This is a genomic window from Bradyrhizobium sp. LeoA1Lang (assembly GCF_055413685.1).
In genome coordinates, this window is record NZ_JBVAPG010000216.1 from 1 (window position 1) to 10,956 (window position 10,956).

Sequence of the window (10,956 nt, forward strand, 5' to 3'; positions counted from 1 at the left end):
GCTTCTCGAAACTGAAGCGTTTCAGGCGCGTTGCTACGCGCTACGAAAAAACCGCACGAAATTACTTCGCTGTCGTCGCTATCGCCGCAACTCTGCTCTGGCTAAGATAACTGTCCACGCGACCTAGGTTGCGACGGCGCAGTTGCCACTTTATGATGCGTTCCCAACTCGGTAACGCGCTTTAAGGAATCCGCTTATCGGATCATCCCCGGGCGCGACCCGGTTCCCCTCCTTTTCAAACAAGTTGGACCCATGCTTCGAGGAATTCGGACAGCCTCATCAAACTGGCTCGGCAAGATTATCATGGCCGTGGTGATGGGCGTTTTGATTGTCAGTTTCGGAATCTGGGGCATCGCCGACATCTTCAAGGGATTTGGCCAGTCGACGCTCGCCACGGTTGGCGGCACCGAAATCTCGACCGAGCAATTCCGCCAGATCTACACCGACCGGTTGCAGCAGGTCGGACGCCAGTTCGGCCGTCCGTTGACGCCGGACCAGGCGCGCGCCTTCGGCTTCGACCGCCAGGTATTGCAGCAGACGATCGCGGAAGCAGCCCTCGACGAGGAGGCCAGGCGGCTTCGGCTCGGCCAGTCCCGGGACGAGACGATGCGCGCGATCTACAACGATCCGAACTTCAAGGGGCTGAACGGCCAGTTCGAGCCGCAGCGCTTCCAGTCCGTGATCCGTCAGTTCGGCTACACCGAACAGCGCTATCTCGCCGAGCAGCGCCGCGTCGGCCTCCGCCGCCAGATCGCCGGCACGATCGGAGCCGGCATCGAGCCGCCAAAGACGTTGATCGAGGCCCTGGTCCGCTATCAGAACGAGCAACGCTCGATCGAGTACATCAAGCTCGACGCGGCGCAGGCCGGCACCATCGACCCGCCCTCGCCCGAGGCGCTCGCCGCCTATTTCGAGGATCACAAGGCCCAGTTCCGCGCGCCCGAATTCCGCAAGATCGCCTTCGTCGTCGTGACGCCCGAGGAGATCGGCAAGTGGACCGAGGTCTCCGACGAGGATGCGAAGAAGATATTCGAGCAGCGCCGCAACCAGCTCGGCACGCCGGAGAAGCGCGAAGTATCGCAGATCGTGTTTCCGAACGTGGAAGAAGCCACTGCCGCACGTGCGCGGCTGACCTCGACCACCTCGTTCGACGACCTCGCCAAGGAGCGCAACCTCAATCTGTCCGACGTCGATCTCGGCATGGTCGCGAAGTCGGCGATCCTCGATCCGGCGGTGGCGGATGCGGCCTTCTCCCTGCCCTCGGGCGAAGTCAGCCAGCCGGTGCAGGGCCGCTTTGGTGTGGCGCTGGTCAAGGTCGGCAAGATCGAGCCGGGCACGACACCGACCTATGAGAGCATGGCGGGCGAGATCAAGAAGCAGATCGCGGCCGAGCGCGCCCGCGAGAAGGTCGCCGATCTCCACAACAAGATGGAGGACGAGCGCGGCGGCGGCGCCAACCTCGTCGAGGCGGCGCAGAAGCTTGGGCTCACCGCCGTCACCATCGACGCCGTCGACCGCTCGGGACGCATGCCGAACGGCCAGCCCGTGGCGAACATTCCAACCGGGCTCGATGTGGTTTCGCAGGCCTTTGGCAGCGATGTCGGCGTCGACAACGAGCCGATCCAGTTCCGCGGTGGCTACGTCTGGTACGACGTGCTCGGCGTGACGCCGTCGCGCGAGCGCAGCCTCGACGAGGTGCGCGCCCAGGTCGAGGCGAAATGGCGCGAGGACCAGATCGCGACCAGGCTGCGCGACAAGGCGACCGAGATCGTCAAGAAGGTCGAGGCCGGCGGCAAGCTCGCCGACGAAGCCTCCACGCTCGGCGTCAAGCTCGAGACATCAGATAAATTTCGCCGCGACGCCTCGCTGCCGGGCGTGCCCGAGAGCGTGGTCGCGGCGGCCTTCCGCACCGCCAAGGATGGCGTCGGTCAGGCCACGGGCACCGGCGGCGAGCGCGTCGTCTTCCGTGTCACCGACATCATCGTGCCGCCGGTCGATCTCTCGTCCGAGGAGGTGAAGAAGTTGAAAGAAGCGCTGCAGCGCGGATTGACCGACGAGCAGGTCGCGCAATACGTCAACAAGATCGAACACGACATCGGAACATCAATCAATCAGGCCGCCTTCGCACAGGTGACGGGCGCAAACAACAACTGAGCATGATCCGGAAAAGTGGGAACCGGTTTTCCGATCGGATCATGCGTCACTGAATCACGAGCCAGCACGCGATGGACGACCTGAAATCGATAATTGCGAAAGTCGCCACCGGCGCAACCTTGTCGCGCGACGAAGCGGCAAGCGCCTTCGACAGCATGATGTCGGGCGAAGCCACGCCCTCACAGATGGGCGGCCTCCTGATGGCCTTGCGCGTGCGCGGCGAGACCGTTGACGAGATCACCGGCGCGGTGTCGGCGATGCGCAGCAAGATGCTGCGGGTGACGGCGCCTGCCGAAGCGGTCGACGTGGTCGGCACCGGCGGCGACGGTTCCGGCTCCGTGAACGTGTCGACCTGCGCCTCCTTCATCGTGGCCGGCACAGGCGTGCCGGTCGCAAAACATGGCAACCGCGCGCTGTCGTCGCGCTCGGGCGCTGCCGACGTGCTGGCCTCGCTCGGCGTCAAGATCGATCTTACGCCCGCCGAGGTCGGCCGCTGCGTCCAGGAAGCAGGCATCGGCTTCATGTTCGCCCCCGCCCATCACCCGGCTATGAAGAATGTCGGCCCGACTCGGGTCGAGCTTGCGACCCGCACCATCTTCAACCTGCTCGGCCCGCTCTCCAATCCCGCCGGCGTGAAGCGGCAGATGGTCGGGGTGTTCTCGCGGCAATGGGTGCAGCCCTTGGCGCAGGTCCTGAAGAACCTCGGCTCGGAAGCGGCCTGGGTGGTGCACGGCTCCGACGGACTGGACGAGATCACCCTCACCGGCCCGACCTTCGTCGCGGCGCTGGAAGGCGGCGATATCAGAACCTTCGAAGTCACTCCGGATGATGCCGGCTTTGGCCGCGTCGGCGGCGAGGCGCTGAAGGGCGGCGATGCCGATGCCAATGCGGTGGCGCTCTCGAGCGTGCTCAATGGCAAGCCGAGCGCCTATCGGGATGTCGCGCTGCTCAACGCCGCCGCGGCGCTGATCGTCGCCGGTCGTGCCAAAGATTTGAAGGAAGGCGTCGCGCTGGCGACCAATTCGTTGGATAGCGGTGCTGCGGCCGCGAAGCTCAAACATTTGATCGCGGTTTCAAACAGCTAGAGCATGATCCGGAAAAGTGGAAACCGGTTTTCCGAAAAGATCATGCTCAAAAATATAGGGCGATCGCGATGTCCGATATCCTGAAGAAGATCGAAGCCTACAAGCGTGAGGAGATCGCCGCCGCCAAGCGCGCGCATCCGCTTTCCGAGATCGAGGCGCGCGCCAGGGCGGCGTCGCCGCCACGCGGGTTCGTGCGCGCGATCCGTGAGAAGCACGCTCGCGGCGACTACGCGCTGATCGCCGAGATCAAGAAGGCCTCGCCATCGAAGGGCCTGATCCGCGCCGATTTCGATCCGCCCGTTTTGGCAAAAGCCTATGAGGCCGGCGGCGCGGCCTGCCTGTCGGTGCTGACGGACACGCCCTCGTTCCAGGGCCACCTCGATTTCATGGTCGCGGCGCGCGCGGCGACCAATCTGCCGGTGCTGCGCAAGGATTTCATGTTCGACACCTATCAGGTGGTCGAGGCCCGCGCCCATGGCGCCGACTGCATCCTGATCATCATGGCCGCACTCGATGACGCCGCAGCCGAGGATATCGAGGATTCCGCGCTCGCGCTCGGCATGGACGTGCTGGTCGAAATCCACGACCGCGCCGAACTCGACCGCGCGCTGAAGCTCAGCTCGCCGATGATCGGCGTCAACAACCGCAATCTCCGCACTTTTGAGACCACGCTCGCCACCAGCGAGGCCTTGGCGCCGCTGATCCCGAAGGAGCGGCTGATGGTCGGCGAAAGCGGCATCTTCACGCCGGACGATCTGGCCCGGCTCGAACGCGCGGGCATGTCGACCTTCCTGGTCGGCGAGAGCCTGATGCGTCAGGCCGATGTAACAGCGGCAACCCGCGCGCTGCTGACGCGCCAAAGCGCGCCGCGCGCCACTGGAACCCGTTAGAGCGATGGCGGAGAAATCGAAGGGCGGCCCCGCCCTCACCCATATCGATGCCAGCGGCGAGGCACGGATGGTCGACGTCTCCGCCAAGCCCGCGACCGAACGCACCGCGGTCGCCGAAGGCCGCGTGGTCATGAGCAAGGCGACGCTCGAGCTGATCGTCTCCGGCAACGCGAAAAAGGGCGACGTGCTCGGCACTGCCCGCATTGCCGGCATCATGGCGGCCAAGCGCACCTCGGAACTGATCCCGCTCTGCCATCCGCTCGCGCTGTCGAAAGTGACGGTCGATATCGAGCCGGACGAGAAGCTGCCGGGCTGCATCGTGCAGGCGACCGTCAAGGTCACCGGCCCGACCGGCGTCGAGATGGAGGCGCTGACCGCGGTCTCGGTCGCCTGCCTCACCATCTACGACATGATCAAGGCGGTGGAACGCGGCGTCCGCATCGAAGGGATCCATCTCGTCGAGAAGCAGGGCGGCAAGTCCGGCCACTACCGCGCCGACGATCGCTGATTCAAATGGTGTTCGCCACGACCGTCCTGTCACGCGGCTGTGACCCGGCAGCTCGGAGTGCGTCGCCGCTTACGGTGTTACATTTGGCGTGACCTCCCGCGAAGGAGCAACGCCATGTGGGCCTTCAAGCTTCTTGGTGCGGCCGTAGCGCTCTGCGTCGTCAGCGCGCCGGCAATGGCACAGCAGGTGATTTCCGAGCCCGGCTATTGCGCGCAGTTCTACCCCTACGCCAATTGCCAGAACAAAGGTCCGGGCAACCCCTATACAGGCGGCTATCAGCGCTACATCGGCCAGGGTGACGGGATGTGGGCTCAGGATCCGCCGATCCGGTCGGCCGGCAAGCGGCCGCGAAGCCACCGCTCCGATTCATCCGCCATCCGCGCGCGCTGAACCGAATTGAATGCGGTCGGGGCGACGTCAAGTCGAATGCTCGACAGTAGGGTGGGCAAAGCGAAGCGTGCCCACCATCGACACTCCGCTCGTAATGGTGGGCACGCTTCGCTTTGCCCACCCTTACGATTCCGCCGTGAGCCCCTCATGGTGAGGTGGCCTCATCCTTGTCCCGGCGATGCGTAGCATCGTCCGGAGACGCGGCGAAGGCGCAGCTCCTCAGGATGAGGATCAGACAGCCGTATAGCCTCAGTTCGGGATCGTCCGCTTCGGCGCGTTCTTGGCGTCGGCATTGACGGTGACGCCGCGCAGGAGGTTGTAGGCGGCGTTCAGCGCCTTGTCGTTCTTCTCGTCGGGCGGGACGAAGGATTGCGAGCCGGTCTGCTCGGTGCCTTCGGCCGCCAGATGCCCGCGCATCGAGGCCTCGCCCTTGATCTCGGCACGCGTCTTCAATTCGTCCGGCACATCCTGCAGGATCTCGATATCGGGCGCGATGCCCTGCGCCTGGATCGAGCGGCCGGACGGCGTGAAATAGCGCGCGGTGGTCAGCGCCAGCGCGCCATTGCCAGCCCCGAGCGGAATGATGGTTTGCACCGAGCCCTTGCCGAAGGTGCGGGTGCCGATCAGGGTCGCGCGCTTGTGGTCGTGCAGCGCACCGGCCACGATCTCGGAGGCAGAAGCCGAGCCGCCGTTGATCAGGACCACCAGCGGCTTGCCCTTGGTCATGTCGCCGCCGCGCGCGGTGAAGCGCTGCGTCTCTTCCGGCAACCGGCCGCGGGTCGAGACCACCTCGCCGCGCGCCATCAGCGAGCTCACCACCGACACCGCCTGGTCGAGCAGGCCGCCGGGATTGTTGCGCAGGTCGATCACATAGCCGGCAAGCTTGTCCTGCGGAATCTCCTTGGAGATTTCGGCGATCGCCTTGTGCAGGCCCTCGGTGGTCTGCTCGTTGAACGAGTTGATCCTGATATAGCCGACATTGCCGCCATCGGCGTGGAAGCGCACCGGGCGCACGCGGATAATCTCGCGGGTGATGGAAACGTCGATCGGCTTGTCGGCATCCTTGCGGACGATCTTCAGCTTGGTTTGGCTGTTGGGCGGGCCCTTCATCTTGTTGACGGCCTGATCCAGCGTCATGCCCTGGATCTGTTCGTCATCGATCTGGGTGATGATGTCGCCCGACATGATGCCGGCGCGCGAGGCCGGCGTGTCGTCGATCGGCGCTACGACCTTGATGAAGCCCTCTTCCATCGTGACTTCGATACCGAGGCCGCCGAACTCACCGTGGGTGGTCTCCTGCATGTCGGTCCAGCCCTTCTCGTTCATGTAACGAGAATGCGGATCGAGCGAGGTGATCATGCCGTTGATGGCGCCCTCGATCAGCTTGGAATCGTCGGGCTTCTCGACATAGTCGGTCCGGACGCGCTCGAACACGTCGCCGAAAAGATTGAGCTGGGAATAGGTATCGGAGCGGACCGCGGCCTTGGCGACCGCAACCAGATTGGCGCCCTGCGGGGCGGTGACAAGAAGAGTAAGACCAACGCCGGTGACCGTGCCGAGGAGAAAGCCAAAATTCCTGCGCATTGCCTGCGATCCTTCCCGCTGTACCAGCCACCATTGTGTTGAATCGCCGTTTCTCGCCCGGCGCAGGCAAACACACAATGCCTTTTTGGTCGGATCAAGGCCAATTTTACCGGAGAAATACCGTCGCTCACGACATCGTGCGTTGCTCGTTGTGCTGCTTACGGACGTCGCTCTTGGAGCCCGCTCTGCCAGGTCGACGGATTGGTTCCAAAGCCGCGTTTGGCGCGGGTGCCCAGCCAATAGCCGAACTGCGGCGGAACATTACGGAACGGCCCGTCCACGCCAAGCTTCAGTGCGGCATCCATCGGCCAGTTCGGGTTGTTGAGGATCTCGCGTCCAACCGCGATCAGATCTGCCTGTTTTTCGCGCAGGATCTGCTCGGCCTGGTCACCATGGATGATGAGCCCGACGGCCATGTGAGGATGTCGGCGTGACGGCGGACATATTCCGATAGCGGCACCTGATAATTGTATTTGATTTCCTTGCCGAGGATCGGCGCCATGTCGGTGATGCCGCCGGACGAGCAATCGATGACATCGACGCCTTTCGCCTTGAGGATGCGGGCGAGCCGCACGCTCTGCTCCGGGCCCCGGCCGGCATTGTCCTCCACCGACAGCCGCACGAATAGCGGCTTGTGATCGGGCCAATAGGTACGCACCGCTTCGGTCACTTCGATAATGAAGCGCATGCGGTTCTCTTCCGAGCCGCCATACTCGTCGGTGCGCTGGTTTCCGCGCTCCGACAAGAACTCATGCACGAGATAACCGTGGGCGCCATGCAATTCGAGCACGTCGAAGCCGGCCTCATTGGCGCGGCGCGCGGCTTGGCCCCAGGCCTGCACGAGGTCTTTCACCTCGCTGCGCTCCAACGCCCTTGGCACCGGCCAGCGCGCGCTATGCGCGATCGCGCTCGGCGCGACCGGGGTCCAGTCGTCCCAATCCTCGATATCAGGCGACCGCTGCAGCGGCCCATCGCCTTCCCAAGGCCGCGTCGCGCGCGCCTTGCGTCCGGAATGGCCGAGCTGGATGCCGGCAAGCGCGTTCTGCTGCTTGATGAAGGTGACGAGCCTGTTGAGCGGCGCGATGAACTTGTCATCCCAGATGCCGAGATCGCCGACCGTGCCGCAGCCGCGTCGCTCGACCTTGGTCGACTCGACGATGACGAGCCCCGCGCCGCCGGCGGCGAACTTGCCGGCATTCATCAAGTGCCAATCGGTCGGAAATCCCTTCACGGCCGAATATTGATGCATCGGCGGCACCACGATCCGGTTCTTCAGCGTGATCCCGCGGATCGTCATCGGTGAGAACAGGAACGTATCGGCCATGGTTTTCCTCGCATCACTGGACATCGTTACCCGTCGTTGCGCCGGGATCGGTCTCTTATCGTCTGGCCTCCCTTACAGCAGCGCCCCGGACATCGCTGGCAAGTGATACTCGATCACGGCCGAGGTCGACATCCCGCCTGGTGGTGCAGAAGGCATGATCAATACGCTGGGTGGCCGTGGCGGTGGTCATGGTCTCTACATGCTCAAAGGCAAGCCGGTCTTTGTCTATAACTTTTTTGACGTGGAACGATTCCGTTGGGAAAGCCCGCCGGCGCTCTCTCCCGGCAAGCACACCATCGTGTTCGATTTCAAGTACGACGGCCCCGATTTCGGAAAGGGCGGCGCCGGTGTCCTGTCGGTGGACGGCAAGGAAGTCGCGAGCAAAACGATCCCGCACACCATTCCGTTTGTCGAGACGATTTATGAGACCTTCGATGTCGGAGTGGATACCCGCACGGCGGTGGACGATGCCGACTATCGGCCGCCGTTCCGGTTCAATGGCAAGATCGACAAGCTGACTGTCAAGCTGGGGCCTCTGAATGCTGCGGAGGAACGTCACCTCCAGCAAAATATCCAGGAGACTAAAAACAAGGCGCAGTGATTTGCGCTTGATCGCTATGAAACTCGGGCTGCTTCTTCCCTGCTGGGAGTGGCCCGATACGACATTGGATGATTCACGAACAACTAGGCCGTGAACCCATAAATCTGCCAGCGCGCGGTTTTCCAGAGTCCGCTATGCCTCGATAGCGACCAAATTCTGCAGCGCAGCTAAATGACGCGAAGGGCCAACAACTGACAATTTGCAGCCAAAACGAGTGTGGCGCGACCGGCTAGCCCCGCTTACAGTGTTCTGCCGGTTGGATTGCGGGGCCATGGTGCAAGGGGCGAGTTCGGGTCGAGCGCAGGTTGTCGGCGATATTGGCCGCCATGTGGCTGGGTACTTGCGGCTCGTGCACAGCGCTACGCATGCGAAGTTGACCGCGCTCCTTACGGACGCAGCCAACCGGCAGTTCAAGCAGATTGAGTTACAGCCAAACAGCCGGGCACAACAAGGCTGACGCAATCGAAAGGGATGAAGACAACGCGTCGTGTCGCGGATGTCTCTTCCTGAAATGTAGGATTAGATGTAAGTTCCAATTTTCCGTGGCTCCGCCGGAACTCGCGGAGGGTTACGCATTTTTAGCGATCTTGAGCAGTCTGGTGGATACATGAAACCAGAACTCCTATTCCCGGGCGCGTTAGCGACGTTCGTGGCGCAAATAGTCTGCTGCTTTTTTGACCCTGCATTTGGCGAGACCCCAGATTTCACGCTGACCTTTGCTGCTCGCCCGCGGCAAGTAATGTCGTCAGGCCACGCTACAACGCTCACTGGTCACGCCTTTCTGATCATCGGTGTGAACACAAGTTCCGGGGTTAAAGAGGAAATCTTCGGTTTCTATCCCGTGGCGGCGGATGGAAGGGGGATGATCAAAGGTCCAGGCATGTTGAAGTCGGAACAGCGATGCGGACCGAACGATGATTGTGGGCCGACCCACCGCGCCGAACTGCTGAAACACCTTTCGGAAATCAAGGAAAGCGTCACTGTTCCCATCTCGTCGGATGAACGCCGCGCCGTCTACGGCGTCATTAAGGAATGGGATAGCAAGAGCACCATCGGCCCCGACGGAAAACAGTTCGTCCCCTCCTCAGATGCTGAATACCGGATTTTCGATCACAACTGTATTGATTTTGTTGCCGCTGTGGCTTCACGGTTGGGGTACCCGACCCCCAACCGCTCCTCCCTGCAAACGCCAACTGAATACCTAACGGCCCTAAAGCCTCTCGTCGCCCAGGAGGCGAAAGTGCGAGCGTCGGCTCGAGAGGCTTCCGAAATGAAGAAGCGAGCAGCGGAGGCGGAGGAAAAAACCCGCGCTGCTGAAGAAAAGGCCAAGCAAGCCGAAATGGCGCGACTGAAAGCGGAGCAAGAACGTGCCGCAGAACAAGCAAGAATGATACCTGCAGGATGGGTGAGTTGCACATGCCCCCAGCTGCATAGCGCTTACGGAAAGTGGCTAAACGGCGTGCTCTATCATCCGCAGGGTATTTGGTGTCCCAAATAATTTAAGGAAAGCGCTTATCAAATGTTTTCGCTGATGAACAGGCTAAGCAAGCAACTTATTTGCACTTCTGCAACGGCGATTACATTTCTGTTTTACTGGACGAGTAACGCTGGATTGGAGAATCAATCGGCTGAACAATCATTGGATGCAGTCTGCAAAGCAGATCCAATGCCTGCAGCTTATGTGGCTGTCGGAGAAATGGAGAGCCCCGAATGCAAGCCAAGCGCTCCAGGAAAAAAGAATGCTTGGCTCATCAACAAGGTACAAAACAAAATTGTTGCTTGTGCTCCTCCTGATTATGCATCCGGCTACCCGCCTGCCATTGGTTATATGGTCTGCGAGCGCGTCCAGTCGGCAATCTGTCCCCCCAATATCGATGGCAGTGCAAATGGGTTTCTTCTGGCGATTGGCAGTACGTGCGCCAACTCGCGAATTAAATCGATCTGCCAAAAGTGGGATTGGACTAAAGGGATTGTTTGGCCACCTAGGTTCAGGTCCTACACCAATGATGAGGCTAAAAACTTGGAGGTAAGAGATTTTATCCTATCGGTCAGCCCCAACAACTCAAACTGCCCGGATAAAGATAAGAGCAGAATCGTATATTTGCCTTTGCTACAGAAGAACGAGTCGTTGCCACTCTGCACCGAGTGGAACATGGCGGCTTTGAATCACATTCAATGGCATAATGAAGCTGGCAATCTACGATTTATCATTATCCGGCAATTCCAATCAGACTTATGTCCCGCGGCCCCTGGTGAGCGCAATGCATTGAATGCATTCTTGGTTCAAAGGCTCGAGCGGGTGCCGTCGCGAACTTGGTTGGAATTTGTCCGTCGCGAGTCTCCGGTGAACGGATGATATCTGCTCAGGCGGCAAGATCAACCGGCTGAGCAATGGGCTTGCTGGCGAGGGTCTGCCAGCC

11 protein-coding genes and 1 pseudogene are annotated in these 10,956 nt (G+C 61.5%); 9 read left to right on the forward strand and 3 right to left on the reverse strand.

Going from position 1 to position 10,956, the window contains the following annotated elements; all coding sequences use genetic code 11:
• From ACZYOF_RS38980 to ACZYOF_RS39005, 6 genes and pseudogenes are all read left to right on the forward strand, one after another.
• Positions 1-110, forward strand: a pseudogene (locus ACZYOF_RS38980) (IS5/IS1182 family transposase); the annotation flags it as partial.
• A gap of 142 nt (positions 111-252) precedes the next feature.
• Complete coding sequence (locus ACZYOF_RS38985) at positions 253-2,154, forward strand: peptidylprolyl isomerase (RefSeq protein ID WP_463719064.1); 1,902 nt, start codon at positions 253-255, stop codon at positions 2,152-2,154.
• A gap of 71 nt (positions 2,155-2,225) precedes the next feature.
• A complete protein-coding gene (gene trpD / locus ACZYOF_RS38990; RefSeq protein ID WP_463719065.1) occupies positions 2,226-3,239 on the forward strand; it encodes an anthranilate phosphoribosyltransferase in 1,014 nt (337 codons plus the stop codon).
• Between the two features lie 68 nt (positions 3,240-3,307).
• Complete coding sequence (gene trpC / locus ACZYOF_RS38995) at positions 3,308-4,129, forward strand: indole-3-glycerol phosphate synthase TrpC (protein WP_463719066.1); 822 nt, start codon at positions 3,308-3,310, stop codon at positions 4,127-4,129.
• Positions 4,130-4,133: 4 nt separating this feature from the next.
• Positions 4,134-4,637: a cyclic pyranopterin monophosphate synthase MoaC gene (gene moaC, locus ACZYOF_RS39000; protein ID WP_130583866.1), complete on the forward strand. Its 504-nt coding sequence runs from the start codon at positions 4,134-4,136 to the stop codon at positions 4,635-4,637.
• Positions 4,638-4,751: 114 nt separating this feature from the next.
• Positions 4,752-5,027 (forward strand): hypothetical protein, encoded by a 276-nt coding sequence (locus ACZYOF_RS39005; protein ID WP_130583865.1) that lies wholly within the window; start codon positions 4,752-4,754, stop codon positions 5,025-5,027.
• Positions 5,028-5,276: 249 nt separating this feature from the next.
• Here the strand turns inward: ACZYOF_RS39005 and ACZYOF_RS39010 are convergent, their stop codons facing one another.
• From ACZYOF_RS39010 to ACZYOF_RS39020, 3 genes are all read right to left on the reverse strand, one after another.
• A complete protein-coding gene (locus ACZYOF_RS39010) occupies positions 5,277-6,611 on the reverse strand; it encodes a S41 family peptidase (protein ID WP_130584198.1) in 1,335 nt (444 codons plus the stop codon).
• A gap of 158 nt (positions 6,612-6,769) precedes the next feature.
• Entirely contained in the window at positions 6,770-7,027 is a 258-nt protein-coding gene (locus ACZYOF_RS39015; RefSeq protein WP_463719067.1) for a hypothetical protein, read from the reverse strand.
• Positions 6,958-7,935 carry an oxidoreductase gene (locus ACZYOF_RS39020; RefSeq protein ID WP_463719068.1) on the reverse strand — a complete coding sequence of 326 codons (978 nt, stop codon included), beginning with the start codon at positions 7,933-7,935 and terminating at the stop codon, positions 6,958-6,960. The genes ACZYOF_RS39015 and ACZYOF_RS39020 overlap by 70 nt, the downstream gene beginning before the upstream one ends.
• A 154-nt stretch (positions 7,936-8,089) precedes the next feature.
• On the opposite strand from ACZYOF_RS39020, the gene ACZYOF_RS39025 reads away from it, so the two are divergent.
• The 3 genes from ACZYOF_RS39025 (at position 8,090) to ACZYOF_RS39035 (ending at position 10,892) form a co-directional block, all read left to right on the forward strand.
• Positions 8,090-8,536 carry a hypothetical protein gene (locus ACZYOF_RS39025; protein ID WP_463719069.1) on the forward strand — a complete coding sequence of 149 codons (447 nt, stop codon included), beginning with the start codon at positions 8,090-8,092 and terminating at the stop codon, positions 8,534-8,536.
• A 607-nt stretch (positions 8,537-9,143) separates the two neighbouring features.
• Positions 9,144-10,034, forward strand: a complete 891-nt coding sequence (locus ACZYOF_RS39030; protein WP_463719070.1) for a hypothetical protein — start codon at positions 9,144-9,146, stop codon at positions 10,032-10,034.
• 21 nt (positions 10,035-10,055) lie between these two features.
• Positions 10,056-10,892, forward strand: a complete 837-nt coding sequence (locus tag ACZYOF_RS39035) for a hypothetical protein (RefSeq protein ID WP_463719071.1) — start codon at positions 10,056-10,058, stop codon at positions 10,890-10,892.
• Positions 10,893-10,956 lie beyond the last annotated feature (64 nt).

What these genes read in the sequence shown, in the direction of transcription:
- ACZYOF_RS38985 (WP_463719064.1), top strand. Translation starts at nt 253, where the DNA reads ATGCTTCGAGGAATTCGGACAGCCTCATCAAACTGGCTCGGCAAGATT.
- trpD (WP_463719065.1), top strand. Translation starts at nt 2,226, where the DNA reads ATGGACGACCTGAAATCGATAATTGCGAAAGTCGCCACCGGCGCAACC.
- trpC (WP_463719066.1), top strand. Translation starts at nt 3,308, where the DNA reads ATGTCCGATATCCTGAAGAAGATCGAAGCCTACAAGCGTGAGGAGATC.
- moaC (WP_130583866.1), top strand. Translation starts at nt 4,134, where the DNA reads ATGGCGGAGAAATCGAAGGGCGGCCCCGCCCTCACCCATATCGATGCC.
- ACZYOF_RS39005 (WP_130583865.1), top strand. Translation starts at nt 4,752, where the DNA reads ATGTGGGCCTTCAAGCTTCTTGGTGCGGCCGTAGCGCTCTGCGTCGTC.
- ACZYOF_RS39010 (WP_130584198.1), bottom strand. Translation starts at nt 6,611, where the DNA reads ATGCGCAGGAATTTTGGCTTTCTCCTCGGCACGGTCACCGGCGTTGGT.
- ACZYOF_RS39015 (WP_463719067.1), bottom strand. Translation starts at nt 7,027, where the DNA reads ATGGCCGTCGGGCTCATCATCCATGGTGACCAGGCCGAGCAGATCCTG.
- ACZYOF_RS39020 (WP_463719068.1), bottom strand. Translation starts at nt 7,935, where the DNA reads ATGGCCGATACGTTCCTGTTCTCACCGATGACGATCCGCGGGATCACG.
- ACZYOF_RS39025 (WP_463719069.1), top strand. Translation starts at nt 8,090, where the DNA reads ATGATCAATACGCTGGGTGGCCGTGGCGGTGGTCATGGTCTCTACATG.
- ACZYOF_RS39030 (WP_463719070.1), top strand. Translation starts at nt 9,144, where the DNA reads ATGAAACCAGAACTCCTATTCCCGGGCGCGTTAGCGACGTTCGTGGCG.
- ACZYOF_RS39035 (WP_463719071.1), top strand. Translation starts at nt 10,056, where the DNA reads ATGTTTTCGCTGATGAACAGGCTAAGCAAGCAACTTATTTGCACTTCT.